At 63.9% G+C, this 25,045-nt stretch carries 30 protein-coding genes; 29 read left to right on the top strand and 1 reads right to left on the bottom strand.

Features of this window, described 5'->3' with window-relative positions; all coding sequences use genetic code 11:
- The first annotated feature begins 50 nt into the window (after positions 1–50).
- Positions 51–704, top strand: a complete 654-nt coding sequence (locus HS053_RS07900; RefSeq protein ID WP_174210684.1) for an HAD-IA family hydrolase — start codon at positions 51–53, stop codon at positions 702–704.
- A 33-nt stretch (positions 705–737) separates the two neighbouring features.
- On the opposite strand, the gene HS053_RS07895 is transcribed toward HS053_RS07900, so the two are convergent.
- Positions 738–1,103, bottom strand: a complete 366-nt coding sequence (locus HS053_RS07895) for a hypothetical protein (protein ID WP_174210683.1) — start codon at positions 1,101–1,103, stop codon at positions 738–740.
- 130 nt (positions 1,104–1,233) lie between these two features.
- Between HS053_RS07895 and HS053_RS07890 the strand changes: the two genes are divergently transcribed.
- The 28 genes from HS053_RS07890 (at position 1,234) to HS053_RS07755 (ending at position 25,036) form a co-directional block, all read left to right on the top strand.
- Positions 1,234–2,499 (top strand): TCR/Tet family MFS transporter, encoded by a 1,266-nt coding sequence (locus tag HS053_RS07890; protein ID WP_174210682.1) that lies wholly within the window; start codon positions 1,234–1,236, stop codon positions 2,497–2,499.
- Positions 2,496–3,743, top strand: a complete 1,248-nt coding sequence (locus HS053_RS07885; protein ID WP_174210681.1) for a DegT/DnrJ/EryC1/StrS family aminotransferase — start codon at positions 2,496–2,498, stop codon at positions 3,741–3,743. The genes HS053_RS07890 and HS053_RS07885 overlap by 4 nt, the downstream gene beginning before the upstream one ends.
- A gap of 257 nt (positions 3,744–4,000) precedes the next feature.
- Positions 4,001–4,369, top strand: a complete 369-nt coding sequence (locus HS053_RS07880; protein ID WP_174210680.1) for an NADH-quinone oxidoreductase subunit A — start codon at positions 4,001–4,003, stop codon at positions 4,367–4,369.
- A complete protein-coding gene (locus HS053_RS07875) occupies positions 4,360–4,893 on the top strand; it encodes a NuoB/complex I 20 kDa subunit family protein (RefSeq protein ID WP_174210679.1) in 534 nt (177 codons plus the stop codon). Before HS053_RS07880 ends, HS053_RS07875 begins: the two co-directional genes overlap by 10 nt.
- Before the next feature lie 8 nt (positions 4,894–4,901).
- A complete protein-coding gene (locus HS053_RS07870; RefSeq protein WP_174210678.1) occupies positions 4,902–5,501 on the top strand; it encodes an NADH-quinone oxidoreductase subunit C in 600 nt (199 codons plus the stop codon).
- 6 nt (positions 5,502–5,507) lie between these two features.
- Complete coding sequence (locus HS053_RS07865; protein ID WP_277817046.1) at positions 5,508–6,398, top strand: sulfotransferase; 891 nt, start codon at positions 5,508–5,510, stop codon at positions 6,396–6,398.
- On the top strand, positions 6,395–7,633 hold the full coding sequence (locus tag HS053_RS07860; protein ID WP_174210676.1) for an NADH-quinone oxidoreductase subunit D: 1,239 nt from the start codon (positions 6,395–6,397) through the stop codon (positions 7,631–7,633). The genes HS053_RS07865 and HS053_RS07860 overlap by 4 nt, the downstream gene beginning before the upstream one ends.
- Entirely contained in the window at positions 7,633–8,061 is a 429-nt protein-coding gene (locus HS053_RS07855; RefSeq protein WP_174210675.1) for a hypothetical protein, read from the top strand. The genes HS053_RS07860 and HS053_RS07855 overlap by 1 nt, the downstream gene beginning before the upstream one ends.
- A 5-nt stretch (positions 8,062–8,066) precedes the next feature.
- Positions 8,067–9,251, top strand: a complete 1,185-nt coding sequence (locus HS053_RS07850; protein ID WP_174210674.1) for an NADH-quinone oxidoreductase subunit E — start codon at positions 8,067–8,069, stop codon at positions 9,249–9,251.
- A 10-nt stretch (positions 9,252–9,261) separates the two neighbouring features.
- The gene (locus HS053_RS07845) at positions 9,262–9,504 is read left to right on the top strand and encodes a hypothetical protein (protein WP_174210673.1); all 243 of its coding nucleotides are present in this window, start codon (positions 9,262–9,264) and stop codon (positions 9,502–9,504) included.
- Positions 9,505–9,513: 9 nt separating this feature from the next.
- On the top strand, positions 9,514–9,735 hold the full coding sequence (locus HS053_RS07840; protein ID WP_174210672.1) for a DUF5337 domain-containing protein: 222 nt from the start codon (positions 9,514–9,516) through the stop codon (positions 9,733–9,735).
- A gap of 16 nt (positions 9,736–9,751) precedes the next feature.
- Positions 9,752–11,050: an NADH-quinone oxidoreductase subunit NuoF gene (gene nuoF / locus HS053_RS07835; protein ID WP_174210671.1), complete on the top strand. Its 1,299-nt coding sequence runs from the start codon at positions 9,752–9,754 to the stop codon at positions 11,048–11,050.
- 3 nt (positions 11,051–11,053) lie between these two features.
- Positions 11,054–11,395 (top strand): hypothetical protein, encoded by a 342-nt coding sequence (locus HS053_RS07830; protein WP_174210670.1) that lies wholly within the window; start codon positions 11,054–11,056, stop codon positions 11,393–11,395.
- A 107-nt stretch (positions 11,396–11,502) separates the two neighbouring features.
- Positions 11,503–11,919, top strand: a complete 417-nt coding sequence (locus HS053_RS07825) for a DUF5333 domain-containing protein (RefSeq protein WP_174210669.1) — start codon at positions 11,503–11,505, stop codon at positions 11,917–11,919.
- Positions 11,916–12,419, top strand: a complete 504-nt coding sequence (locus HS053_RS07820; RefSeq protein WP_174210668.1) for a DUF3291 domain-containing protein — start codon at positions 11,916–11,918, stop codon at positions 12,417–12,419. Before HS053_RS07825 ends, HS053_RS07820 begins: the two co-directional genes overlap by 4 nt.
- Complete coding sequence (locus HS053_RS07815) at positions 12,380–12,868, top strand: DUF5333 family protein (protein WP_347233307.1); 489 nt, start codon at positions 12,380–12,382, stop codon at positions 12,866–12,868. The genes HS053_RS07820 and HS053_RS07815 overlap by 40 nt, the downstream gene beginning before the upstream one ends.
- 67 nt (positions 12,869–12,935) lie before the next feature.
- Positions 12,936–14,945, top strand: coding sequence for an NADH-quinone oxidoreductase subunit NuoG (gene nuoG / locus HS053_RS07810; RefSeq protein ID WP_174210666.1), 2,010 nt, complete (start codon positions 12,936–12,938; stop codon positions 14,943–14,945).
- A 3-nt stretch (positions 14,946–14,948) separates the two neighbouring features.
- Positions 14,949–15,353 carry a hypothetical protein gene (locus HS053_RS07805; protein WP_458358886.1) on the top strand — a complete coding sequence of 135 codons (405 nt, stop codon included), beginning with the start codon at positions 14,949–14,951 and terminating at the stop codon, positions 15,351–15,353.
- A 15-nt stretch (positions 15,354–15,368) separates the two neighbouring features.
- Entirely contained in the window at positions 15,369–16,406 is a 1,038-nt protein-coding gene (gene nuoH, locus HS053_RS07800; RefSeq protein WP_174210665.1) for an NADH-quinone oxidoreductase subunit NuoH, read from the top strand.
- A 3-nt stretch (positions 16,407–16,409) separates the two neighbouring features.
- Complete coding sequence (locus tag HS053_RS07795) at positions 16,410–17,156, top strand: methyltransferase domain-containing protein (RefSeq protein WP_174210664.1); 747 nt, start codon at positions 16,410–16,412, stop codon at positions 17,154–17,156.
- On the top strand, positions 17,153–17,644 hold the full coding sequence (nuoI, locus tag HS053_RS07790) for an NADH-quinone oxidoreductase subunit NuoI (RefSeq protein ID WP_174210663.1): 492 nt from the start codon (positions 17,153–17,155) through the stop codon (positions 17,642–17,644). Before HS053_RS07795 ends, nuoI begins: the two co-directional genes overlap by 4 nt.
- 12 nt (positions 17,645–17,656) lie before the next feature.
- Complete coding sequence (locus HS053_RS07785) at positions 17,657–18,067, top strand: carboxymuconolactone decarboxylase family protein (RefSeq protein ID WP_174210662.1); 411 nt, start codon at positions 17,657–17,659, stop codon at positions 18,065–18,067.
- Positions 18,064–18,678: an NADH-quinone oxidoreductase subunit J gene (locus tag HS053_RS07780; protein WP_174210661.1), complete on the top strand. Its 615-nt coding sequence runs from the start codon at positions 18,064–18,066 to the stop codon at positions 18,676–18,678. The genes HS053_RS07785 and HS053_RS07780 overlap by 4 nt, the downstream gene beginning before the upstream one ends.
- Before the next feature lie 107 nt (positions 18,679–18,785).
- Positions 18,786–19,091 (top strand): NADH-quinone oxidoreductase subunit NuoK, encoded by a 306-nt coding sequence (gene nuoK / locus HS053_RS07775; protein WP_174210660.1) that lies wholly within the window; start codon positions 18,786–18,788, stop codon positions 19,089–19,091.
- Positions 19,092–19,096: 5 nt separating this feature from the next.
- Positions 19,097–21,301 (top strand): NADH-quinone oxidoreductase subunit L, encoded by a 2,205-nt coding sequence (nuoL, locus tag HS053_RS07770; protein ID WP_174210659.1) that lies wholly within the window; start codon positions 19,097–19,099, stop codon positions 21,299–21,301.
- A 5-nt stretch (positions 21,302–21,306) separates the two neighbouring features.
- Positions 21,307–22,839, top strand: a complete 1,533-nt coding sequence (locus HS053_RS07765; protein WP_174210658.1) for an NADH-quinone oxidoreductase subunit M — start codon at positions 21,307–21,309, stop codon at positions 22,837–22,839.
- A 12-nt stretch (positions 22,840–22,851) separates the two neighbouring features.
- Positions 22,852–24,288, top strand: a complete 1,437-nt coding sequence (nuoN, locus tag HS053_RS07760) for an NADH-quinone oxidoreductase subunit NuoN (RefSeq protein ID WP_174210657.1) — start codon at positions 22,852–22,854, stop codon at positions 24,286–24,288.
- Entirely contained in the window at positions 24,281–25,036 is a 756-nt protein-coding gene (locus tag HS053_RS07755) for a biotin--[acetyl-CoA-carboxylase] ligase (protein WP_174210656.1), read from the top strand. Before nuoN ends, HS053_RS07755 begins: the two co-directional genes overlap by 8 nt.
- The last annotated feature ends 9 nt before the right edge of the window (positions 25,037–25,045 follow it).

Below are 25,045 nucleotides of genomic sequence, written 5' to 3'. Positions count from 1 at the left end.
CGGGGAATGGCGGGCTCGCAAGGGGCGGCTTGCTCACGGAAGGTTACAGGATGCGCACGGTTGTCTTCGATCTGGACGGCACGCTGGCCGATACCTCTGCCGATCTGCTGGCGGCGGCCAATGCCTGCTTCGCGGTGCCGCTGCTGGACGCGGGCGATGCGCTGACGGCCTTTCACGGCGGGCGGGCGATGCTGCGGCTGGGGTTCACGCGGCTGGGAAAGGCGTGGACCGAGGCGGATGTGGACCGGGAATATCCGCGCCTTCTGGGCTTTTATGCCGAAGGGATCGACACCCATACCCGGCTTTATCCCGGTGCCGTCGAGGCGGTTGTCGCCCTGCGGCAGGCCGGTTTTGCCACCGCCATCTGCACCAACAAGCCCGAGGCGCTGGCCGAGACCCTTGTCCGCAAGCTTGGGGTGCGCGACCTGTTCGGCGCGCTGATCGGCGCCGATACGCTGCCCACCCGCAAGCCCGACCCGGCACCCTATCGGGCGGCGGTGGAGCAGGCGGGTGGCACGGTGGCGCGCTCGATGCTGATCGGCGACACCGAGACCGACCGCAAGACCGGCCTTGCCGCCGGGGTGCCGGTGGCGCTGGTCACCTTCGGCCCCGAAGGCCGGGCCGTCGCCCGGCTGGCCCCCGAAGCCCTGCTGGACCGTTTCGGGGATCTGCCGGAGCTGGCGGAACGTCTGTTGCAGCCGTAGATTTCTCGCCGAAAAATCTACGCTAAAGACTATTCATAGAAAGGCCGAATTGCACCAGGCCGAGGTCTCGTTATATTCGTCCAGCAACTGGTTGAGCGAACGGGTCCGCATCAGCTTGTCAAAGCGCTGGCCCATCGCCTGCACCTTCTGGTCATCGGTGCCGGGCACATAATCCAGCATCCGAACCGCGTTTTCCTGCGCCGAATTGGCGGTGGAATAGTCCAGCAAACCGGCCTCATACAGCGTGTCCGACACCATATAGAGCATGGCCGCGCAATGCAGCGCCTGCGCCGCGCGGCCCTTGATCACCAGATCGGCGCGGACGGGCTGGGACAGGGCGGCGGTCAGGGCCAGAGCGGGCAGGGCGATCTTGGCGAGGGTCTTGAGCGAGAGGGTCATTCGGGGTCTCCTTTGCATCTGTTGCCGCCAGACTGTCGCCGGGACTGCCCTGAATCCAGTGACAAAGCCCGTCATCCTTGTGTCGCCCATGGATTTGACAGTTCCGGCCCGTCCGCCTAGCGTCCGCGCCATGCAGACCCATGCCCTTCCCCCCGACGCCGACCCCACAGCGCCGCGACCCGCCGCTTCGGGCCATGCCGTGACCTTTGTCATGCTGACCGTGCTGCTGGATATGGTGGGGTTCGGGCTGATCATTCCGGTTCTGCCCAAGCTGATCGAGGGGGTCGGCCATGTTTCGCTGTCGCAGGCGGCGGTGATCGGCGGCTGGATGGCCTTTGCCTTTTCGATCACGCAATTCCTGTTCGCGCCGCTGATGGGCAACCTCTCGGACCGTTTCGGACGCCGGCCGCTGCTCTTGCTGGCGATTGCCGGGCTTGGGGCGGATTACCTGCTGCACGCCTGGGCGCCGACGCTGGTCTGGCTGTTCATCGGGCGGGCGCTGGCGGGGTTCTGCGGCTCGTCCTGGGTGATTGCCAATGCCTATATCGCCGATGTGACAGCGCCCGAGGACCGGGCGAAAGCCTTTGGCATGATGGGCGCGGCCTTTGGTGTGGGCTTCGTGATCGGCCCGGCGATTGGCGGGCTTCTGGGCGAGCTTGGCCCGCGGGTGCCCTTTGTGGTGGCAGCCATCGTCTCGGGGCTAAACCTGATCTATGGCTGGTTCGTGCTGCCCGAAACCCTGCCGCCCGAGCGGCGGCGCAAGTTTGAGCTTGCCCGCTCCAACCCGTTCGGCGCCTTCCGGGTGTTCCGCAGCTATCCCGGCGTGCTGCCGCTCTGCGCGGTGATGGCGGTGTTCTTCTTTGCCTCGTCGGTTTATCCTGCGATCTGGCCCTTCTGGGGCATGGCGAAATTCGGCTGGTCCGAGGCGATGGTGGGCGCCTCGCTGGCGGTGTTCGGGCTGGTGATGGCGGCGTTTCAGGGCTTTGGCACCGGGCCTGCGGTGAAATACTTCGGCGAGGCGCGGGTGGTCGTGGTCGGCCTTCTCTGCGCGACCATCGCGGCCACCGGCTATGGGTTTTCGGGTGGGGTGGTGGCGGTGGTGCTGCTGATGGTGGTTCACGGGCCCGAAGGGTTCGTCCATCCGATGCTGACCGCGATGATGTCCAAGGTGGTGCCCGACGATGCGCAGGGTGAATTGCAGGGCGGCATTTCGGCCATCACCAACATCTCGATGCTGGCGGGCACGGTGTTCTTTGCGCAGGTCTTTGGGCATTTCATGTCGGAAGAGCGGGCCAACCCGTCGCCCGATGTGGCCTATTACATCGCGGGCGGGCTTCTGGCGGTGGCCTTGGGGCTTTACATTCTGGTGCGACGCGGCAATTGGGCCAAGGCATGACGCAGGAACGTTTTACCGGCAGTTTCACCCAGCAGGAACCGATCCCCGAATCCGGGATTGAGGCGGCGCTGGCCGTGCTGCGCCATGGCCGGTTGCACCGCTACAACACCGCCCCGGGCGAGCTGGCCGAGGCGGCGCTGCTTGAGGAAGAATTTGCGGCCCTGACCGGGGCGAAATACTGCCTTGCGGTGGCTTCGGGTGGCTATGCCCTGGGCTGTGCCCTGCGGGCGGTGGGGATGCGGGCCGGAGAGCGGGTGCTGACAAATGCCTTCACCCTGGCCCCGGTGCCGGGTGCGATTGCGGCGGCGGGGGGCAGGCCGGTGTTCGTCGAGGTGACCGACGACCTCGTACTGGATTTCGCCCATCTTGAGGAGCAGGCGCGGGCCACCGGCGCGCGGCTGCTGATGCTGTCGCATATGCGGGGCCATCTGTGCGACATGGAGGCGCTGGTGGCCCTCTGCGCCCGGCTGGGTGTCACGATCATCGAAGATTGCGCGCATACGATGGGGGCGGCGTGGAACGGCGTTCCGTCCGGGCGCCATGGGCTGATCGGCTGCTATTCGATGCAGACCTACAAGCATATCAACGCGGGCGAGGGCGGGTTTCTGATTTCCGACGATGCCGAAGTCATGGCACGGGCGATCCTGCTTTCGGGCAGCTATATGCTTTACGCCCGCCATCGCGCCGCGCCGCCGCCCGAGGTGTTCGAGGCGATCCGGCTGGAAACGCCCAATGTTTCGGGCCGGATGGACAATCTGCGCGCGGCCATCCTGCGGCCGCAACTGCCGCTTCTGGCCGGGCGGGTGGCCCGCTGGGCGGCGCTTTACCGCGTGCTGGAGGCGGGTCTGGAGCAGACCCCGGGCCTGCGGCTGATTCCGCGGCCTGCGGCGGAAAGCTGGGTCGGTTCCTCGTTCCAGTTCAGCCTGCCGGGTTGGTCCGATACGCGGATCGGCGCCTTTCTGGCGCGTTGCGGTGCCCGGGGGGTGGAACTGAAATGGTTCGGCGCCGATCAGCCGGTGGCCTTCACCAGCCGCTATGACCATTGGCACTATGCCGAACCCACGCCGCTGCCGCAGACCGACCGCGTGCTGAAGGGGCTGATCGACATGCGGCTGCCTCTGACCTTCACCGAGGCCGACGCAGCCCAGATCGCCCGCATCATCCGGGCCGAGGCGCTGGCGGTGGGGCAGGCGGAAGAGGCGGCACTGGCCGCCGAGGCGCGGGCGGTCAGGCTGCCCGACTGACCCCGCCGTCGCCGCCGGATGCGGGCCAGATTCGGGCCGGATTGTTGGCGTTCAAATCCGACAAAAACACTTTATGCGGCGGCGCGGCAATTTCGGCATACTGTCGCATACAAAGGCCGCATTCTCATGTCGCAGGCCCCTGAAATCGCACCGCCTTCGGTTGACCCGGCCCCGGGGCCAGAGTAAACGGGCTAAAGATCAGCAACGCCCTGCCGGGCGCTGCGGCCCGCCTTGCAGCCAGCCGAAGGAGCCCCTTAGTGGACAATCCCCTCCTGCGTGAATACCTGCCGATTCTCATCCTGCTTGCGGTTGCGGTCGGTCTTGGCATCGTCCTGCTTCTTGCCGCCGCCGTGATTGCGGTGCGCAACCCGGACCCCGAGAAGGTTTCGGCCTATGAATGCGGCTTCAACGCCTTTGACGATGCGCGGATGAAGTTTGACGTGCGCTTCTACCTCGTCTCGATCCTCTTCATCATCTTCGACCTTGAAGTGGCGTTCCTGTTCCCCTGGGCTGTGGCCTTTGCGGACATCTCGCTGACCGGGTTCTGGTCGATGATGGTGTTCCTGGGCGTGCTGACCGTGGGCTTTGCCTATGAATGGAAGAAGGGGGCGCTGGAATGGGCGTGATGACCTCGGCCAATACGGCGGGCGCCGACCGCGAAGTCGCCACCCAAGCCCTGAACCGCGAGTTGCAGGACAAGGGTTTCCTGCTGACCACGACGGAAGACATCATCAACTGGGCGCGCAACGGCAGCCTGCACTGGATGACCTTCGGTCTGGCCTGCTGCGCGGTCGAGATGATGCACACCTCGATGCCGCGCTATGACCTTGAACGCTTCGGCACCGCCCCCCGCGCCTCACCGCGCCAGTCTGACCTGATGATCGTGGCGGGCACGCTGACCAACAAGATGGCCCCGGCGCTGCGCAAGGTCTATGACCAGATGCCGGAACCGCGCTATGTGATCTCGATGGGAAGCTGCGCCAATGGCGGCGGCTATTACCACTACAGCTATTCGGTGGTGCGCGGCTGTGACCGGATCGTTCCGGTTGACATCTACGTTCCCGGCTGCCCGCCCACGGCCGAGGCGCTGCTCTACGGTATCCTGCAATTGCAGCGGAAAATCCGCCGCACCGGCACGCTGGTTCGTTGAGGTTGATCATGTCCGAAGCCCTGACCGAACTGGCCGCCTATCTGGAAATCAAGCGCGCCGATGCCGTGCTGGCCACCAAGATCGCCTTTGGCGAACTGACGGTGACGGTGCAATCCGCGCATCTGATCAGCTTTGTCGAATTCCTGCGCGATGACGGCGCCTGCCGTTTCTCCTCGCTGGTCGATATCACCGCGGTTGACCACCCCGAGCGCAGCCCGCGCTTCGATGTGGTCTATCACTTCCTGTCGATGTATCAGAACCACCGCATCCGCGTCATCGTCGGTGTGGGCGAGGATGAGATGGTCCCCTCGCTGGTGACGGTCCACCCCTCGGCCAACTGGGTTGAGCGGGAGGTGTTCGACATGTTCGGCATCCTGTTCTCGGGCCATCCCGACCTGCGCCGCATCCTGACCGACTATGGTTTCCGCGGCCATCCGCTGCGCAAGGATTTCCCGACCACCGGCTACACCGAAGTCCGCTATGACGAGGCCGAAAAGCGGGTGGTCTATGAGCCGGTGAAGCTGGTGCAGGACTACCGCCAGTTCGACTTCATGTCGCCTTGGGAAGGCGCGCAATACATCCTTCCCGGCGACGAGAAGAAGGTCTGATCCGGTATGCGGGAGCCGACCGTCCTTTTCTGCGTGGGTGCGACCAAAGCCGGGACTTCCTGGCTTTACGAGCATTTGTCCGCGCACCCGGACTGTCACTTCCGCACGATCAAGGAACTGCATTACTTCCAGTTGACCGCGCCCGGTCAGTTCGGCGCGGCCCTGCGCCGCCTTCAGGGCGAGATCGACGGTCTGAAGGCCCGCCTGACCGGCGCCGCTGCCGCACAGCGCGCCCGGATCGAGCGGCGTCTGGCCGATCTGCGCGACTGGCGCCGGGTTTTGCAGCGGCGGGAAACCGATCTGGACGCCTACCGCGCCTTCCTGACCGAAGGGCAGGGCGAGCGGCGGCTGGTGGGCGACATCACCCCGGCCTATGCGCTGCTGGATGCCGACCGTCTTGCGCTGCTGCCGCAGGTCGCTGCCGATACCCGCGTGGTCTATCTCATGCGTGACCCGGTGGCGCGGCTGTGGAGCCATGTGCGGATGATCGCGCAGCGCGTGGCGCCTGCGGGCTTTGCCGCCGAGGCGCGCGCCCTTCTGGCGCGGATCGTGGCCGGTGACCTTGCGGGCGAGGGTGCCGGGATCGCGGCGCGCGGCGATTATGCCGCCATCCTGCCGCGTCTGGCGCGGGCCTTTGACCCGGCCCGGCTCTTGGTGCTGTTCTACGAAGAGATGCTGACCCTGCCGGGGCTGGCCCGTCTGTCGGAGTTTCTGGGCATCCGCCCGCTGCCCGCCGATCTGGACCGCCGCGTGCATGAGGGCATCGCCCTGCGCATGACCGAAGACGAAAGCCGCGCTGCCCGCGTCTGGCTGCGTCCGCAATATGACTATGTATCCGCAAAGTTCCCGTCGCTGCCCAAGGCGTGGCGCGCGAACATGGAAGAGGGTTTGGCATGATGGATGGCGATATTCGTCAGAATGCTTATGACGACGGCTCGCGCGATGCCCTGACGGGCGAGCAGCGCATCCGCAATTTCAACATCAACTTCGGCCCGCAACACCCGGCGGCCCACGGCGTGTTGCGCCTTGTGCTGGAGCTGGACGGCGAGATCGTCGAACGCTGCGACCCGCATATCGGCCTTCTGCACCGCGGCACCGAAAAGCTGATGGAATCGCGGACTTACCTGCAAAACCTGCCCTATTTCGACCGGCTGGACTATGTGGCGCCGATGAATCAGGAACATGCCTGGTGTCTGGCGATCGAACGGCTCACCGGCACCCCGGTGCCGCGCCGCGCCAGCCTGATCCGGGTGCTGTATTCGGAAATCGGCCGCATCCTGAACCACCTCCTCAACGTCACCACGCAGGCGATGGACGTGGGCGCGCTGACTCCGCCGCTCTGGGGCTTTGAAGAGCGTGAAAAGCTGATGGTGTTCTATGAGCGGGCCTGCGGCGCCCGTCTGCACGCCGCCTATTTCCGCCCCGGGGGCGTTCACCAGGATCTGCCGCCCGCGCTGATCGACGATATCGATGCTTGGGCCGACCAGTTCCCCAAAACGCTGGCCGACCTGCATGGCCTTCTGACCGAGAACCGCATCTTCAAACAGCGCAATGCCGATATCGGCATCGTGACCGAGAAGGACATTCAGGACTGGGGCTATTCCGGCGTCATGGTGCGCGGTTCGGGCTTTGCCTGGGATCTGCGGCGCAGCCAGCCCTATGAATGCTATGACGAGTTCGACTTCAAGATTCCGGTCGGCAAGAATGGCGACTGCTATGACCGCTATCTGGTTCGCATGGCCGAGATGGAAGAAAGCCTGAAGATCATCAAGCAGGCGCTGGCCAAGCTGCGGGTGGAAAAGGGCGACGTGCTGTCGCGCGGCAAGATCACGCCGCCGAAGCGGGCCGAGATGAAAACCTCGATGGAGGCGCTCATCCACCACTTCAAGCTCTATACCGAAGGCTTCCACGTTCCCGCCGGTGAGGTTTACGCCGCCGTCGAGGCGCCCAAGGGCGAATTCGGCGTCTACCTCAAGGCCGACGGCACCAACAAACCCTACCGCGCCAAAATCCGCGCCCCGGGCTACATGCACCTGCAATCCATGGACTACATCTGCAAGGGCCATCAGCTTGCCGACGTCTCTGCCATCATCGGCACGATGGATATCGTGTTCGGGGAGGTGGATCGCTAATGGTATCAGGTGGCGCCCCGGAAGATATGCTCGCCGCATATGATCGTCAGCGGGCTATCATAGAGCAACAATCAGTCGTGATCGAAGATCAGCATTCTGAGATTGATCGGATGAAATCCAAGGTTGATGTCCTTGCAAAGCAAGTCGATTCCCTGCGGGAGGCCCTGCATGGGAATCGGAGCGTTTGGGCGTCACTCGGTTCAGTTGCAGGTGCGCTTGGTGTCGTGCTGGCCTCTCTAGCTCTGCTATTTGTCTTCTTGGCAGATCCCGTAGAATACGGGGATGCGGTTGCGCTGAAGAACTCTGTGGGGACCGAACTCTGGCAGCTTGATGCCTGCTTGAGCGCAGAATGCAATGATCGGGGCGCCATTCACATGGCGCAGGATGCCCAAACCGGGCATCGCTTCTTCGTTTCCAAAACGGAATAAACCAGATGCTTCGCCGTCTTCACAAAGAACAACCCGCCTCCTTCGAGTTCACCCCGGCGAACCTTGCCTGGGCGAAGGGGCAGATTTCCAAATATCCCGAGGGGCGGCAGGCGTCTGCGGTGATCCCGCTTCTGTGGCGGGCGCAGGAGCAGCACGGCTGGCTGACCCGCCCGGCGATCGAATATGTCGCCGACATGCTGGGCATGGCCTATATCCGCGCGCTGGAAGTGGCGACCTTCTACTTCATGTTCCAGTTGCAACCCGTTGGTTCGGTTGCACATATCCAGATCTGCGGCACCACCTCCTGCATGATCTGCGGCGCGGAAGAGCTGATTGCCGTCTGTCAGGAACTGGTTGCCAAGGCGCCGCATACCCTGTCGGCGGATGGGAAGTTTTCCTGGGAAGAGGTGGAATGCATGGGCGCCTGCGCCAATGCGCCCATGGCCCAGATCGGCAAGGATTATTACGAAGACCTGACCGCCGACAAGTTGCGCGCCCTGATCGGCCGCTTCTCCAAGGGCGAGGTGCCGGTGCCCGGCCCGCAGAACGGCCGTTACGCGGCCGAGCCGCTGTCGGGGCTGACTTCGCTCAAGGATTATGCGGCGGACCGCGCCGAGTATAACGCTTCGGCGCAACTGGCGGTGGACATCGCCGACACCGTGCGCCGCATCGACGGCACCGAGGTTCCGCTGGTTACCCCTTGGCTGGGCAAGGCGGTGCCGGGTTCGCTCGCCGCGGCCGTGCAGGAGTTTGAGGACGAAGGCGGCAGCACTGGCGAGACCGCCGAGGAAAAGGCTGCGCGCAAGGCCGCCAATGCCGCCCGCAAGGCGGCCAAGGCGGCGCGGGAAGCCAAGGTCGCCGAACCCGCCCCCGAACCCGTCGCGGTTGCCGCCCTGCCGGGCGAAGGCACCAAGCCCGCCGCGCTGGACGGCGCGCGGGGCGGCGTGGCCGACAAGCTGCAAACCATCGAAGGCATCGGCCCGGCGCTGGAGAAACTCTGCCACGAACTGGGCATCTTCCATTTCGACCAGATCGCGGGCTGGGGTGCGGCGGAAGTGGCGTGGATGGACAGCAACCTCAAGGGCTTCAAGGGCCGGGTGACGCGCGACCGCTGGGTGACGCAGGCCAAGCTGATCCTTGAGGTCGGGATCGAGGAATTCCTGATCCGCGCCAAGTCGAACAATTACTGAGGGGGCCGCCATGGACGACCATCACCATCACGAGACGGTTGAGGGCCTTTGGCCCGGGGGCTGGCTGGTGGCCGCGGTCGCCGGGCTTTTCGCGGCGCTGGTCGCCCGCGTCATCGGCGAGACGGGCATCAGCCCGGCGGTGCTGATGGGCAGCGTGACCTTCCTTGTCTTCGGGGTTCTTCTGGGCTCGGGCGGCGTTGAACTGACTTTGGACGCGGGCCATGGCGATGACCATGGTCACGGCCACCACTGAGGCAGGGCGATGACCGCCCCCAGCCCTCAGGACATGGCGCTGGCGCGCGAGGCCCGGACGGTGGGCATCGTGCTGGCCGCGACCATCGTGCTGTGGGTGGGGGCGCAATTCGTCGGCGGCGAGATGGGCTGGGCGCCCCGCTTTGCGCTTCTGGCCGATCTGGCCGCGCTGGCGGGGTTCGTCTGGGCCCTTGTCGTGACATATCGGATCTGGCGCAAGCGCCGGGCGTGAGGGAAAGGGGCAAGCAATGCTCAAGGATCAGGACCGCATCTTTACCAACCTCTACGGGATGCACGAGCGCACGCTCGCGGGGGCGATGAAGCGCGGCCACTGGGACGGCACCGCCGCCCTGATCGCGCTGGGGCGTGACAAGATCGTCGAGATCATCAAGGCATCGGGCCTGCGGGGCCGGGGTGGTGCGGGCTTTCCGACCGGCCTGAAATGGTCCTTCATGCCCAAGGCGTCGGATGGTCGTCCGTCCTATCTGGTGATCAACGCCGACGAATCCGAGCCGGGCACCTGCAAGGACCGCGAGATCATGCGGCACGATCCGCATACCCTGATTGAAGGGGCGCTGATCGCGTCCTTCGCCATGGGCGCGAATGCCTGCTACATCTACATCCGCGGCGAATATATCCGCGAGCGTGAGGCGCTTCAGGCCGCCATCGACGAATGCTATGACGCCGGCAAGCTGGGCAAGAATGCCGCCGGGTCGGGCTGGGACTTTGACCTTTACCTGCACCACGGGGCAGGGGCCTATATCTGCGGCGAGGAAACCGCGCTTCTGGAAAGCCTTGAGGGCAAGAAGGGGATGCCGCGGATGAAGCCGCCGTTCCCGGCGGGCTCGGGCCTTTATGGTTGCCCGACCACGGTGAACAATGTGGAATCGATTGCCGTCGTGCCGACCATCCTGCGCCGGGGTGCGGAATGGTTCGCGGGCTTTGGCCGCCCGAACAATGCGGGCACCAAGCTCTTCGGCATCTCGGGCCATGTGATGAATCCCTGCGTCGTCGAAGAAGCCATGTCGATCCCGCTGAAAGAGCTGCTGGAGCGGCATTGCGGCGGCGTGCGCGGCGGGTGGAAGAACCTCAAGGCGGTGATCCCGGGCGGCTCGTCGGTGCCCTTGCTGACGCAGGCGCAATGTGACGATGCGATCATGGATTTCGACTGGCTGCGCGAGCAGCGTTCGGGCCTTGGCACCGCCGCCGTGATCGTGATGGACAACTCGACCGATGTGATCAAGGCGATCTGGCGGCTGTCGAAGTTCTACAAGCACGAAAGCTGCGGCCAATGCACGCCCTGCCGCGAAGGCACCGGCTGGATGATGCGGGTCATGGACCGTCTGGTGAAGGGCGACGCCGAGGTTGAGGAAATCGACATGCTGTTGTCGGTGACCAAGCAGGTCGAAGGCCACACCATCTGTGCCCTTGGCGATGCCGCCGCCTGGCCGATCCAGGGTCTGGTGCGCGCCTTCCGCAATGAAATCGAAGACCGGATCAAGGCCAAGAAGACCGGCCGGATTTCGGCCGCACTGGCAGCGGAGTAAGCGATGATGCCCGCCCTCACCCTGCGTTCCGCCCTGCTGTTGACCGCGCTTTGCGCGCTCGCGGCCTGTGGCGACCGGGGGGAACAGGCGCCGGTGCCGCTGGCCGCCTCTGGCCCGTCCGAGGTGAAGGTGGAGGGCGTCTCGTATCTGGCCGACCTGCAACCCACCGCGACCGGCAGCACGCTGCGCGTGACGCGGGGCGAACCGGCGATGACCTATGACGAAGGTGCTTTGGCCAAGCAGGTCGGCGTGCAGTTCTGCTCGGGGCGCGGCAAGCGGCTGGCGCCTTGGGCGCTTGGCAAGTTTGACGGCGGGGCTTGGGTGTTTGACGGGGGCTGCGCATGACAAATGTCGTCGCCTTTCGCGGGAATGCGCCGATGACAAAGGTTTGTCATGGCATATCAGGGGGTTTCACCCCCATCTCCGGGGCATCAACCGCCAAGGAGGCCCTTATGAAATTCGCAATCCTGCCCGCCACCCTGCTGACTTCCGCCCTGCTGACCCTCGCCGCGCCCGCACTGGCGCGGGAGCCTTTGGGCGATGATCCGCATATCGTCAACAGCCTGATGTCGGGCCGCGTCGCGGATGTGATCCGCAATGAATGTTCGTCGATCTCGGCCAAGATGTTCGTGGTGATGGGCAAGCTGAACGACCTTGAGACCTATGCCCGTGGCAAGGGCTATACCGAGGCCGAGGTGAAAGCTTTCCTCAAGGACAAGACCGAGAAAGACCGCATCAAGGCGATGGCCACCGACTATCTGGCCAAGGCTGGCGCCAAGCCGGGCGATGCCGAAAGCTATTGCAAGGTCGGCCGCGATGAAATCGCCAAGGGCACCCTTGCGGGCAGCCTGTTGAGGTCGTGGAAATGAACGCACGCCCGGGCTTCCATCTGGCCGAGTTGAACGTGGGGCGCCTTCTGGCCCCCACCGACGACCCGCGCGTGGCCGATTTCATGGCCGCGCTCGACCGGGTGAATGGTCTGGGCAAGCGGATGCCGGGCTTTGTCTGGATGATGGAAGGTTCGGGCGAACCGGGGACCGGCAACACCGAAGCCAAGATCGGCGGCGACCCGCAGTTCGTGTCGAACCTGACCGTTTGGACGGACGTGCAAAGCCTTGAGCATTTCGTCTGGAACACCGTCCACCGCGCGTTTTATGAACGGCGGGCGGAATGGTTTGAAGTGCTGGGCAAGATGCATTTCGTCATGTGGTGGGTGCCTGCGGGGCACCGGCCCACGCTGGACGAAGCTTTGGACCGGCTTGCCGCGTTGCAGGCCAATGGCGACAGCGACCGGGCCTTCGGCTGGTCTTATCTCAAAGAAGCGCAGGCGTGGAAAACGCGTGGTTGTTCAGGGGTGGCAGCGGAGTGATGCAAATGTGGTCAAACAAGTCTCGGTTGGCGGCGGCGGCGGCTTTTGCGATGGTTTTCGCACTGGCTGGTTGTGTCGAGCCGGAACCGCCGGTGCCGGTCAAGCCGTTGTCGCCCGCGCTGAAGCAAGAACTGATGAACGTGGGCCTTGCCGTCGAGACGGTCAGGAATTGCCGCGGTGGTCTGGGGCTGAACACCGCACAGTTGGAGAAGCTTAAGCCGCGTCTTGAGGCCGAGGTTCTGGGCGAAGGCGGGGAAATCCCGTCCAAGCGCACGATTGACGCGATTCTCAAGAAAAGCCTCAGCGAAAAAGAGGTTCAGGACCAGGTCTTTGGCTACATCCAGAAACGAGATATTGTCATCTCCGAAAGCCAGACTTGGTGCGTGGCAGGGGCGAAGGAGATCGCGGCCAAGACCCCGCTTGGAAAATATCTCACGCTGAGAAAATGACCCGGGCGGACCGGGACTGACAAGAAGACCAGGCACCCTGCGGTGCGGTGACGAAGTGGACAGGCAGATGACGAACCTGAAAAAGATCAGCATCGACGGCATCGAGGTCGAGGTGGATGGCGCGATGACCATCATCCAGGCCGCCGAGGTTGCCGGGGTGGAAATCCCGCGCTTCTGCTATCACGAGCGGCTGACCATCGCGGGCAACTGCCGGATGTGTCTGGTCGAGGTTCAGGGTGGCCCGCCGAAACCCGCCGCAAGCTGCGCCATGCAGGTGCGCGACCTGCGCCCCGGTCCGAACGGCGAGGCGCCGGTGGTGAAAACCAAGTCGCCCATGGTCAAGAAGGCCCGCGAGGGCGTGATGGAATTTCTGCTGATCAACCATCCGCTCGATTGCCCGATCTGCGATCAGGGCGGCGAATGCGACTTGCAGGATCAGGCCATGGCCTATGGCGTGGACTTCTCCCGCTACCGCGAGCCGAAGCGAGCCAGCGAGAACCTGAACCTTGGCCCCTTGGTCAAGACCGAGATGACGCGCTGCATCTCCTGCACCCGCTGCGTGCGCTTCACCACCGAAGTTGCCGGCATCACCCAGATGGGCCAGACCGGGCGCGGTGAGGACAGCGAGATCACCTCTTATCTGAACCTGACGCTGGATTCGAACCTTCAGGGCAATATCATCGACCTTTGCCCGGTCGGCGCGCTGACCTCGAAACCCTATGCCTTCACCGCCCGTCCGTGGGAACTGACCAAGACCGAAAGCATCGACGTAATGGATGCCGTTGGCAGCAACATCCGCCTCGATACCAAGGGCCGTGAAGTCATGCGGATCATCCCGCGCAACCATGACGGCGTGAATGAGGAATGGATCAGCGACAAGACCCGCTTCATCTGGGACGGGTTGCGGCGGCAGCGGCTGGACGTGCCCTATATCCGTGAAAACGGCAAACTGCGCAAAGCCACCTGGGCCGAGGCGCTGTCGGCGGCGGCCACGGCGATGAAGGGCCGCAAGCTGGCCGGTCTGGTCGGCGATCTGGCCCCGGTCGAGGCGGCCTATTCGCTGAAAACGCTGGTGGAATCCTTGGGCGGTTCGGTCGAATGCCGCACTGACAATGCCCGGCTGCCGGCGGGCAACCGCGCCGCCTATGTCGGCACCGCGACGATCGAGGATATCGACACGGCCAAGACGATTCTGCTGATCGGCACCAATCCCCGCAATGAGGCGCCGGTGCTGAACGCCCGGATCCGCAAGGCATGGATCAATGGCGCCAAGGTCGGGCTGATCGGCGAGGCGGCCGATCTGACCTATGATTACAAGCATATGGGCACCGACCGCGCCGCGCTGGTCGATCTGGTGGGCCGGGTGACGGAAAAGCCCGATACGCTGGTGATCGTGGGGCAGGGCGCCCTGAACGAGGCGGATGGCGAAGCGGTTCTGGCGCAGGCCATGGCCTATGCGACGGGCGCGGGTGGCAAGCTTCTGGTGCTGCACACCGCGGCGGGCCGCGTGGGTGCGCTGGATGTGGGCGCCGTCACCGAGGGCGGGCTGAAAGCCGCGACCGAGGGCGCCGAGGTGATCTTCAATCTGGGCGCCGATGAGGTGGAAATCGCTGCTGGCCCCTTCGTGATCTATCAGGGCAGCCATGGCGACCGGGGCGCGTCGCGCGCCGATGTGATCCTGCCCGCCGCCGCCTATACCGAAGAGAACGGCCTGTTCGTGAACACCGAGGGCCGGCCGCAACTGGCGATGCGCGCCGGTTTCGCGCCGGGGCAGGCCAAGGAAAACTGGGCGATCCTGCGGGCGCTGTCGGCGGAACTGGGCCAGACCCTGCCTTGGGACAGCCTTGCCGCCCTGCGGGCTGCCATCGTGGCCAAGCACCCCCATCTGGGCCGGATCGACGAAGTTGCGGTGAACGAAGGTCCGGCGCTTGAACTGCGCGCACCGGGCAAGGCCACCTTCCGCAACATCGGCGGTGATTTCTACCTGTCCAACCCGATTGCCCGCGCCTCTGCCGTGATGGCAGAGCTTTCGGCGCTGGCCAAGGCGCGGGCGCAGGCCCCGCTTGCGGCGGAGTAAGCGATGCTGAAACCGCTCCGCCTGCTGGCAAGTCTCGGGGTCGCTTCGGCGGCGCTGATGGCTTGCGCGCAGGGTGGAGAGGTCAGCCAGGGCGACTTTTCACCGACCTATCGCGGGATCGAGACGATCCTTCTGGACGGCGATCTGGTCAACTTCCGGGTGTCAATGGACGGCGCGCGGAACAATGGCGATGTCGAGGCTTATGGCCGCTGTGCGGCGGCGCAATATGCGCTGATCCGCGGCTATGGTTTCGCCCGTCATGTGCGGACGAATGTGAGGAATGCGGGTGGCATTTGGCGCGGGGATGCGGTTTACACCATCTCGGCGGCGCTGCCCGAAGGACTGAAAACGATAGATGCCGAGGTAACCGTGCGCGACTGCGGCGCGCTGGGGATACCGACGGTTTGAGGGACGTGAGGGACCATGGCTGAATTCTTGCAAACGGGACTGGGCACGGCGCTGCTGATCATCGCCCAAAGCCTGCTGATCGTCGCTTTCGTGATGCTCAGCCTGTTGTTCCTTGTTTACGGCGACCGCAAGATCTGGGCCGCGGTCCAGATGCGCCGGGGGCCGAACGTGGTGGGCCCCTGGGGCCTGCTGCAATCGGTGGCCGATGCGCTGAAATTCGTGGTCAAGGAAATCGTGGTCCCGGCGGGGGTTGACCGCCCGGTCTATTTCCTTGCGCCGATGCTGTCCTTCGTGCTGGCCATCCTCGCCTGGGCGGTGATCCCGTTCGACTCTGGCTGGGTGCTGGCCGATATCAACGTGGCGCTGCTCTTCGTTTTCGCCGCCTCCTCGCTTGAGGTCTATGGCGTGATCATGGGCGGCTGGGCCTCGAACTCGAAATACGCCTTCCTCGGCTCGCTGCGCTCGGCGGCGCAGATGATTTCCTATGAGGTCTCGCTGGGCCTGATCATCATCGGCATCATCATCTCGACCGGCAGCATGAACTTCTCGGCCATCGTCGCCGCGCAGGATACCGGATACGGGCTGCTCAGCTGGTATTGGCTGCCGCACCTGCCGATGGTGGTGCTGTTCTTCATCTCGGCGCTGGCCGAAACCAACCGCCCGCCGTTTGACCTGCCCGAAGCGGAATCGGAACTCGTCGCCGGCTTCATGGTGGAATATTCCTCGACTCCCTACCTCCTCTTCATGGCGGGCGAATACATCGCCATCTTCCTGATGTGCGCGCTGATTTCGCTCTTGTTCTTCGGCGGCTGGCTGTCGCCCATCCCGGGCATCGCCGATGGCTGGTGGTGGATGGTTGCCAAGATGTGGGTGTTCTTCTTCATGTTCGCCATGGTGAAGGCCATCGTGCCGCGCTACCGCTATGACCAGCTGATGCGGATTGGCTGGAAGGTCTTCCTGCCGCTGTCGCTGGGCTGGGTCGTGCTGGTGGCTTTCCTTGCGAAATATGAAGTTCTGGGCACCTTCTGGGCCCGGTTCGCGATCGGGGGCTGATCCATGGGCATCGGCGCCGCCACTTTCCGGGAGCTGGCCGAACTGGGCGCGCGTATCGCGCTGCCCGGGGCGTCGGTCATGCTTGGCCGGCAGCGGTGTCGCCTGAAGCATCCGCACCGCCGCCATTACCGCAAGGCGCTGGACCGCAACGGCCATGCCGGAGCCGATCTGAAATCCTTCTTCGATGACAGCGGTTATGCCGAAACCGCGCTGGAAAAGCTGGGCTTCGGCACGGTCGAGACGATGGATTTCTCGGATTACGAAGGCGCCCGGCATCTGGCCGACCTGTCGCGTCCGCTGGACCCGAAGTTCCACAACCGCTTTGACTTTGTGCTGGACGGCGGCACGCTGGAGCATGTCTTCGACATCCCGCAGGCCTTCCGCAACATCTTTGCCATGCTGCGGCCGGGCGGCACTTTCGTGTCGGTCAACGGCTTTACCGGCTGGCCCGGCCATGGCTTTTACCAGTTCCAGCCCGATCTGGTCTGGTCTTACTGGAAATACATGGCGCATTGCGAAGTGCGCCGCTGCATCGCCCTTCCGGCGAACCCCGATGATGCGCCCTTCGATCTGCCCGACAACAAGGGCAGCGCCGAGCGGCGCGAATATGACAAGATGGTGCCTGCGGGCCGGGTCTCGATCTATTACGAGATCTTCAAGCCCGCAGACGCACGGCTGGACGGCGATGTGCTGCAGGCCGACTACGAGACGAAATGGCTGAAAGCCAAGGAAGATGAGAGGGACGCATGACGGTCGATATCGCCCGCGCCACGAAATATTTCCTGATGATGGATTTCATCAAGGGTTTCGGCCTTGGCATGAAGTATTTCTTCGCCCCGAAGGCCACGCTGAACTATCCGCATGAAAAGGGGCCGCTCTCGCCCCGCTTCCGCGGCGAACATGCGCTGCGCCGCTATCCCAACGGGGAAGAGCGTTGCATCGCCTGCAAGCTGTGTGAAGCGGTCTGCCCGGCGCAGGCCATCACCATCGACGCCGAACCGCGCGAGGATGGCAGCCGCCGCACCACCCGCTATGACATCGACATGACGAAATGCATCTACTGCGGCTTCTGTCAGGAAGCCTGCCCGGTGGATGCCATCGTCGAAGGCCCGAACTTCGAATTCTCGACCGAGACGCGGGAAGAGCTGTTCTACACCAAGGACAAGCTTCTGGAAAACGGCGCCCGCTGGGAAGCCGAGATCGCCCGCAATCTCGAAATCGACGCCCCTTATCGCTGAGGCAAACACCGCATGACCGATGCCCTGACCCAGATGTTCAAACAGATGCTGGAAAGCAGCCAGGAAATGGCGCGCGTCTTTGCACCCTCGTTTGAAACGGGCAGCATGAAGGGCTTTGAAAAGCTCTGGCCCACCATGTCGAAAGACATGATGGAGATGTGGTTCGGCAAGACCTTCAACCGCGAGGGGCTGGATGCCAAGACCCGGCTTCTGGTGACCATCGCGGCGCTGACCGTGCTGGGCGCGCAGGCCGAGGCGCAGATGAAACTGACGATCCGCCACGCGCTTGAGGCCGGGGCCACGAAACGCGAGATTGCCGAAGTGATCTGGCAGATGAGCATGTTCGGCGGCGTGCCCGCCATGCAGAAGGCGCTTGAAACCGCTCAGGCTGTCTTCGACGAGACCAAGGAGAATGACGCATGACCGTCGCTGACTATGCCTTTTATGCTTTTGCCACGGTGATGGTGGCGGCGGGGCTTCTGGTCACCATCAGCCGCAACCCGGTGCATTCTGTGCTGTGGCTGATCCTGGCCTTCCTGTCTGCGGCGGGGCTGTTCGTTCTGCTGGGGGCCGAGTTCGTGGCGATGCTCTTGATCATCGTCTATGTCGGCGCGGTGGCGGTGCTGTTCCTCTTCGTCGTGATGATGCTCGACATCGACTTTGCCGAGTTGAAGGGCGAGATGGCGCGCTATATGCCGCTGGGCCTTCTGGTGGGCGTGATCATCCTGATGCAACTGGCGCTGGGTGTCGGCGCCTGGGTGCAGGCCGATGGTGCGCTGGGGCTGCGCCAAGCGGTGACGCCGGCGGCGGATCAGGTGGAAAACACCCGCGCGCTGGGTCTGCTGATCTATGACAAATACCTCTACCTCTTCCAGGCCGCCGCGCTGATCCTGCTGGTTGCGATGATCGGCGCCATCGTGCTGACGCTCCGCCACCGCAAGGACGTCAAGCGCCAGAACGTGCTGGCCCAGATGTGGCGCGACCCGGCCAAGGCGATGGAACTGAAGGACGTGAAGCCGGGGCAGGGGCTCTGACAAGGATGGGCAGATTGCCCATCCTACGAAATCACCCGTAGGATGGGCAATCTGCCCATCCCGACGATGAAAAAGACAACGGGCCAAAGCCCTGAGGGACGTGAGCGATGGTGGGACTTGAACATTACCTTGTGGTGGCGGCGGCGTTGTTCGTCATCGGCATCTTCGGCATCTTCCTGAACCGGAAGAATGTCATCGTGATCCTCATGTCGATCGAGTTGATCCTGCTGGCGGTGAATATCAACTTCGTCGCCTTCTCCTCCTACCTTGGCGATCTGGTGGGGCAGGTCTTCACCATGTTCGTCCTCACGGTGGCCGCGGCCGAGGCGGCGATCGGTCTGGCGATCCTGGTGGTGTTCTTCCGCACCCGCGGCACCATCGACGTCGAAGACGCGAATGTGATGAAAGGCTGAGACCCATGGCAACGATCATCCTCCTTGCGCCTCTGATCGGGGCCATCATCTGCGGTTTCGGCTGGCGTCTGATCGGCGAGAAGGCCGGTCAGATCATCGCCACCGCGCTGGTGTTTCTGGGCGCTGCCCTGTCGTGGAACATCTTCCTGACCTTCGACGGCACCACGCAGCACATCGTCCTTCTGCGCTGGATCGAGAGCGGCGCGCTTTCGACCGACTGGGGCATCCGGCTGGACCGGCTTACGGCGATCATGCTGGTGGTGGTGAACTCGGTCTCGGCCCTCGTCCACCTCTACTCGTTCGGTTACATGGCCCATGACGACAACTGGACCCATGAAGAGCATTACCGGGCGCGCTTCTTTGCCTATCTGTCGTTCTTCACCTTCTCGATGCTGGCGCTGATCACCTCGGACAATCTGGTGCAGATGTTCTTCGGCTGGGAAGGCGTGGGTGTCGCGTCCTATCTGCTGATCGGGTTCTACTACCGCAAGCCGAGCGCGAATGCCGCCGCCATCAAGGCGTTCGTGGTCAACCGGGTGGGCGACTTCGGTTTCGCGCTGGGGATCTTCGGGCTGTTCTACCTTACCGACAGCATCCGTCTGGATGATGTCTTTGCCGCAGCGCCCAAGCTGGCCGAGACGCAGTTGCATTTCCTGTGGACCGAGTGGAATGCCGCCAACCTTCTGGGGGTGCTGCTGTTCATCGGGGCCATGGGCAAATCGGCGCAGCTTATCCTGCACACCTGGCTGCCTGACGCGATGGAAGGTCCGACCCCGGTTTCGGCGCTGATCCATGCGGCAACCATGGTGACGGCGGGTGTCTTCCTGGTCTGCCGGATGTCGCCGCTGTATGAATATGCGCCGCAGGCTACTGCCTTCATCACTGTTCTGGGCGCCACCACCGCCTTCTTTGCGGCGACGGTCGGCCTTGTGCAGAACGACATCAAGCGGGTGATCGCCTATTCCACCTGTTCGCAGCTTGGCTACATGTTCGTGGCCGCGGGCGTGGGCGCCTATCCGGTGGCGATGTTCCACCTCTTCACGCACGCCTTCTTCAAGGCCATGCTGTTCCTTGGCGCCGGTTCGGTGATCCATGCGATGCACCATGAACAGGACATGCGGAACTACGGGGGCTTGCGGAAAAAGATCCCGCTGACCTTCTGGGCCATGCTGATCGGCACGCTGGCGATTACCGGCGTCGGTATTCCGCTGACCCATTACGGCTTTGCCGGCTTCCTGTCGAAGGATGCGGTCATCGAATCCGCCTATGTCGGCTCGGACTATGCGTTCTGGCTGCTGGTTGTGGCGGCGGGGATGACCAGCTTCTACTCGTGGCGGCTGATGTTCCTGACCTTCTGGGGCAAGCCGCGGGGCGACCATCATGCGCATGACCATGCCCATGAAAGCCCGACCGTCATGCTGATCCCGCTGGGGGTTCTGGCAACCGGCGCGGTTTTTGCCGGGATGCTGTGGTATGGCGTCTTCTTCGGTGACGAGGTCAAGCTGCGGAGCTGGTTCGCCATGGAGCCTGCCGCCCATCACGAGGTTGCGGCCGAAGGCGAACACGCCACTGAAGCCGCCGCAACCGAAGCCGCGCCCGCGACCGAAGCGGCCCCTGCCGAGGCGGCGGCCACCGACCATGCCGCAACCGAAGCTGCCCCGGCGGAACATGGCCCGGCGGTTGCCCCCAAGGGCGCCGTGCTGATCCTGCCTTACGGCGCCGAGGAGCAGGCCGTGGTCGATGCCCGTGTCGGCTATGATCCGGCCCATGCCGAGGAAGGCCACCATGCGCCGACCAATATCATCCTTGCGGCCCATGCGGTGCCGAAATGGGTGAAGGTCGCGCCCTTCATCGCCATGCTGCTGGGCCTTCTGCTGGCCTTCCGCTTCTACATCCAGCGGCCCGACCTGCCGGTGCGGTTGGCGGCGGCGCAGCGTCCGCTCTACCTCTTCCTGCTCAACAAGTGGTATTTCGACGAGCTTTATGACTGGGTCTTCGTGCGCCCGGCCAAATGGCTTGGCCGCTTCCTGTGGCAGAAGGGCGATGGCGCCGTGATCGACGGCACGATCAACGGCCTTGCCCTGGGGATCATTCCCTTCTTCACCCGGCTGGCTGGCCGTCTTCAGTCCGGCTACGTCTTCACCTACGCCTTTGCCATGGTCCTGGGGATTGCCGCCCTGTTGACCTGGATGACCCTCGGGGGGCACTGAGAACCATGGATAACCTCCTGTCGATCATCACCTTTCTGCCTGCGGTGGCGGCGCTTGTGATGGCGCTGTTCCTGCGGGGCGACGATGCCGCCGCGCAGAAGAATGCCAAGAGCCTGGCGCTGTTTGCGACCACGGCGACCTTCCTTGTCTCGCTCTTCCTGCTGGCCGGGTTTGATCCGGCCAACACGCAGATGCAGTTCGTCGAGGATTATGCCTGGATCGCCGGGCTGAAATACAAGATGGGCGTGGACGGCATCTCGATCCTGTTCGTGCTGCTGACCACCTTCCTGATGCCCATTACCATCCTGTCCTGCTGGGGCGTGGAAACCCGGGTCAAGGAATACATGATCGCGTTCCTGCTCTTGGAAACGCTGATGCTGGGCGTGTTCTGTGCGCTGGATCTGGTGCTGTTCTACCTGTTCTTCGAAGCCGGTCTGATCCCGATGTTCCTGATCATCGGCATCTGGGGCGGGGTGAACCGCATCTATGCCGCCTTCAAGTTCTTCCTCTACACCTTCCTCGGCTCGGTGCTGATGCTGGTGGCGATGATCGCCATGTATATGATGGCGGGCACCACCGACATTCCGACGCTGCTGACCTTCGACTTCCCGCATGAGGATATGGCGCTCTTGGGTCTGACCATCACCGGCGGGGTGCAGACTCTGCTGTTCCTCGCCTTCTTTGCCAGCTTTGCGGTGAAGATGCCGATGTGGCCGGTCCACACCTGGTTGCCCGATGCCCACGTTCAGGCGCCTACCGCAGGTTCGGTCGTGCTGGCGGCGATCCTGTTGAAGATGGGGGGCTACGGCTTCCTGCGCTTCTCGCTGCCGATGTTCCCGGTGGGGTCCGATACCATGGCCGGCCTGGTCTTTGCGATGTCGGCCATTGCCATCGTCTACACCTCGCTGGTGGCGCTGGTGCAGTCGGACATGAAAAAGCTGGTGGCCTATTCCTCGGTCGCGCACATGGGCTATGTGACCATGGGCATCTTTGCCGCGAACCAGCAGGGCGTGGACGGCGCGATCTTCCAGATGATCAGCCACGGCTTCATCTCGGGCGCGCTCTTTCTCTGCGTCGGCGTGATCTATGACCGGATGCACACCCGCGAGATTGATGCCTATGGCGGTCTGGTGAACCGGATGCCCGCCTATGCGCTGGTCTTCCTGTTCTTCACCATGGCGAACGTCGGCCTGCCGGGCACCAGCGGGTTCATCGGCGAATTCCTTGTTCTGATGGGGATTTTCCAGGTGAACACCTGGGTTGCCGCCGTGGCCACCTCTGGCGTGATCTTCTCGGCGGCCTATGCTTTGTGGCTTTATCGCCGCGTCGCCCTCGGCGCGCTGGTGAAAGAGGCGCTGGCCACCATTCAGGACATGAGCCGCCGCGAGCGGGCGATCTTCGCCCCCCTCGTCGTGATGACGCTGCTTCTGGGCGTCTATCCGGCGGTGGTGACCGACATCATCGGCCCGTCGGTGACGGCGCTGATCACCGACTATCATGCTGCTCTGCCCGTTGTGGCGGAAGCGGCCACGCACTGAAGGACGAACCCGATGCAAGGCGTTGATCTTCCCATTCTCCTGCCCGAGATCGTCCTGTCGGTCTATGCCATGGCGGCGCTGCTTTTCGCGGTCTACAGCGGCAAGGACGCGCTGACCGGGGTGCTGACCTGGGCCACGGCGGGGCTGTTCGTTCTGCTTGCGGGCTTTGTCGCCCTGCGCAATGGCGAGGGTGCCATCGCCTTCGGCGGTATGTTCATCGACGACGCCTTTGCGCGGTTTGCCAAGGTTGTCGTGCTGCTGTCGGCGGCGGGCGTGCTGGTAATGGCCAAGGACTATATGGCCCGGCGCGATCTGGCGCGGTTCGAATATCCCATCCTTGTCGCGCTGGCGGTGGTCGGCATGATGATGATGGTTTCGGCGGGCGACCTGATGGCCCTCTACATGGGGCTGGAGCTGCAATCGCTGGCGCTTTATGTCGTCGCCTCGCTGCGCCGCGACAGTGCCAAATCGACCGAGGCGGGTCTGAAATACTTCGTCCTTGGCGCGCTGTCTTCGGGTCTGCTGCTTTACGGGTCGTCGCTGACCTATGGCTTTGCCGGGACCACACTCTTCTCGGGAATCTTCTCGACGGTGGAGCATGGCGTTCCGCTGGGGCTTTTGTTCGGTCTGGTCTTTGTGCTGTCCGGTCTGGCCTTCAAGGTCTCGGCGGCGCCGTTCCACATGTGGACGCCCGACGTTTACGAAGGTGCGCCGACGCCGGTGACCGCTTTCTTCGCCACCGCGCCCAAGGTGGCGGCGATGGCGCTGATTGCCCGCGTGGTGCATGACGCTTTTGGTGGCATCCCGGGCGATTGGGGGCAGGTGCTGGCGGCGCTGGCGGTGATCTCGATGTTCCTGGGTGCCGTGGCGGCCATCGGGCAGAAGGACATCAAGCGTCTGATGGCCTATTCCTCGATCGCGCATATGGGCTATGCCCTGATCGGCATTGCCTCGGGCACGGCCGAGGGCATTCAGGCCATGCTGATCTACATGGCGATCTATGCCACGATGAACCTTGGCACCTTTGCCTTCATCCTCTCGCTGGAGAAGGATGGCCGCCCGGTGACCGACATTGCCAGCCTGAACCTCTTCGCCCGGCGCGAGCCGCTGAAGGCGCTGGCGGTGCTGGTCTTGATGTTCAGCCTTGCCGGCGTGCCGCCGATGCTGGGCTTCTTCGGGAAGTTCTATGTGCTGAAGGCTGCCGTCGATGCCGGGATGACCTGGCTGGCCATCGCGGGCGCCGTGGCTTCGGTGATCGGTGCCTTCTATTACCTGCGCATCGTCTATTTCATCTATTTCGGGGCCGAGACCGAGGGCGCCGAAAGCCGGATGTCGCCGGTGCAATGGCTGATGCTGGTGGCGGTGGCTGCTGTGATGGTGCTGGGGGTGGTCAATCTCTTCGGGATCGAGCCTATCGCCCTGAACGCTGCCGAGGCGCTTCTTGGCTAAGGCGGTCTGGCCTGCGGGCCTCGGCCGTCAGGTGCTGGACACGGTCGATTCGACCAATGCCCACGCGCTGCGCATGGCCCCCGAGCTTCGGGGGCCTATGTGGTTTCTGGGCCTGACGCAGACGGCGGGGCGCGGGCGGCGGGCGCGGCCGTGGGTCAGCCCGCGTGGCAATTTCTATGGCACGCTGCTCTTGCATCCGCAGGAGGCGCCCGAAACGGTGGCCTCGCGCAGCTTTGCCGCAGCACTTGCTCTGCGCGACGCCTTTGTGGACATCACCGGCCTGCCGGACAGTTTTGCGCTGAAATGGCCCAATGACGTGCTGCTGAACGGCGCCAAGGTGGCGGGGATTCTTCTGGAAAGCAGCGGGGCCGGGGGCAGGGTGGATCATCTGGCCATCGGCATCGGCGTCAACCTGATCGCCCATCCCGATCCGTCGCTGATCGAGGCCGGGGCGGTGCCTGCGGTGTCCCTGCTGTCGGAAACCGGGCTGCGCATCACGCCCGAGGCGTTTCTGGATGCGCTGGCCCCCGCCTATGCCCGGCGTGAGGCGCAGTTTCAAAGCGGTGGCTTCGCGCCCCTGCGCGCCGATTGGCTGGCCCATGCCGCCCGTCTGGGCGAGCCGATCCGTGCCCGCACTGGCCAGACCACCCGCGAGGGCGTGTTCGAGACCATCGACGATCAGGGCAACCTGATCCTGATGACCGCAAAGGGGCGCGAGGCGATCCCGGCGGCCGAGATTTTCTTCTAGGGGGGCGGC

The organism is Tabrizicola fusiformis (assembly GCF_013328815.1).
Classification (GTDB): Bacteria; Pseudomonadota; Alphaproteobacteria; order Rhodobacterales; family Rhodobacteraceae; genus Fuscibacter.
The sequence above is the reverse complement of the archived record's forward strand: the minus strand, read 5'-3'. Positions and strand labels throughout refer to the sequence as shown.

Bases quoted from the DNA above. Each gene is read 5' to 3' on its own strand.
- HS053_RS07900 (WP_174210684.1), top strand. From the start codon at position 51: ATGCGCACGGTTGTCTTCGATCTGGACGGCACGCTGGCCGATACCTCT.
- HS053_RS07895 (WP_174210683.1), bottom strand. From the start codon at position 1,103: ATGACCCTCTCGCTCAAGACCCTCGCCAAGATCGCCCTGCCCGCTCTG.
- HS053_RS07890 (WP_174210682.1), top strand. From the start codon at position 1,234: ATGCAGACCCATGCCCTTCCCCCCGACGCCGACCCCACAGCGCCGCGA.
- HS053_RS07885 (WP_174210681.1), top strand. From the start codon at position 2,496: ATGACGCAGGAACGTTTTACCGGCAGTTTCACCCAGCAGGAACCGATC.
- HS053_RS07875 (WP_174210679.1), top strand. From the start codon at position 4,360: ATGGGCGTGATGACCTCGGCCAATACGGCGGGCGCCGACCGCGAAGTC.
- HS053_RS07870 (WP_174210678.1), top strand. From the start codon at position 4,902: ATGTCCGAAGCCCTGACCGAACTGGCCGCCTATCTGGAAATCAAGCGC.
- HS053_RS07865 (WP_277817046.1), top strand. From the start codon at position 5,508: ATGCGGGAGCCGACCGTCCTTTTCTGCGTGGGTGCGACCAAAGCCGGG.
- HS053_RS07860 (WP_174210676.1), top strand. From the start codon at position 6,395: ATGATGGATGGCGATATTCGTCAGAATGCTTATGACGACGGCTCGCGC.
- HS053_RS07855 (WP_174210675.1), top strand. From the start codon at position 7,633: ATGGTATCAGGTGGCGCCCCGGAAGATATGCTCGCCGCATATGATCGT.
- HS053_RS07850 (WP_174210674.1), top strand. From the start codon at position 8,067: ATGCTTCGCCGTCTTCACAAAGAACAACCCGCCTCCTTCGAGTTCACC.
- HS053_RS07845 (WP_174210673.1), top strand. From the start codon at position 9,262: ATGGACGACCATCACCATCACGAGACGGTTGAGGGCCTTTGGCCCGGG.
- HS053_RS07840 (WP_174210672.1), top strand. From the start codon at position 9,514: ATGACCGCCCCCAGCCCTCAGGACATGGCGCTGGCGCGCGAGGCCCGG.
- nuoF (WP_174210671.1), top strand. From the start codon at position 9,752: ATGCTCAAGGATCAGGACCGCATCTTTACCAACCTCTACGGGATGCAC.
- HS053_RS07830 (WP_174210670.1), top strand. From the start codon at position 11,054: ATGATGCCCGCCCTCACCCTGCGTTCCGCCCTGCTGTTGACCGCGCTT.
- HS053_RS07825 (WP_174210669.1), top strand. From the start codon at position 11,503: ATGAAATTCGCAATCCTGCCCGCCACCCTGCTGACTTCCGCCCTGCTG.
- HS053_RS07820 (WP_174210668.1), top strand. From the start codon at position 11,916: ATGAACGCACGCCCGGGCTTCCATCTGGCCGAGTTGAACGTGGGGCGC.
- nuoG (WP_174210666.1), top strand. From the start codon at position 12,936: ATGACGAACCTGAAAAAGATCAGCATCGACGGCATCGAGGTCGAGGTG.
- HS053_RS07805 (WP_458358886.1), top strand. From the start codon at position 14,949: ATGCTGAAACCGCTCCGCCTGCTGGCAAGTCTCGGGGTCGCTTCGGCG.
- nuoH (WP_174210665.1), top strand. From the start codon at position 15,369: ATGGCTGAATTCTTGCAAACGGGACTGGGCACGGCGCTGCTGATCATC.
- HS053_RS07795 (WP_174210664.1), top strand. From the start codon at position 16,410: ATGGGCATCGGCGCCGCCACTTTCCGGGAGCTGGCCGAACTGGGCGCG.
- nuoI (WP_174210663.1), top strand. From the start codon at position 17,153: ATGACGGTCGATATCGCCCGCGCCACGAAATATTTCCTGATGATGGAT.
- HS053_RS07785 (WP_174210662.1), top strand. From the start codon at position 17,657: ATGACCGATGCCCTGACCCAGATGTTCAAACAGATGCTGGAAAGCAGC.
- HS053_RS07780 (WP_174210661.1), top strand. From the start codon at position 18,064: ATGACCGTCGCTGACTATGCCTTTTATGCTTTTGCCACGGTGATGGTG.
- nuoK (WP_174210660.1), top strand. From the start codon at position 18,786: ATGGTGGGACTTGAACATTACCTTGTGGTGGCGGCGGCGTTGTTCGTC.
- nuoL (WP_174210659.1), top strand. From the start codon at position 19,097: ATGGCAACGATCATCCTCCTTGCGCCTCTGATCGGGGCCATCATCTGC.
- HS053_RS07765 (WP_174210658.1), top strand. From the start codon at position 21,307: ATGGATAACCTCCTGTCGATCATCACCTTTCTGCCTGCGGTGGCGGCG.
- nuoN (WP_174210657.1), top strand. From the start codon at position 22,852: ATGCAAGGCGTTGATCTTCCCATTCTCCTGCCCGAGATCGTCCTGTCG.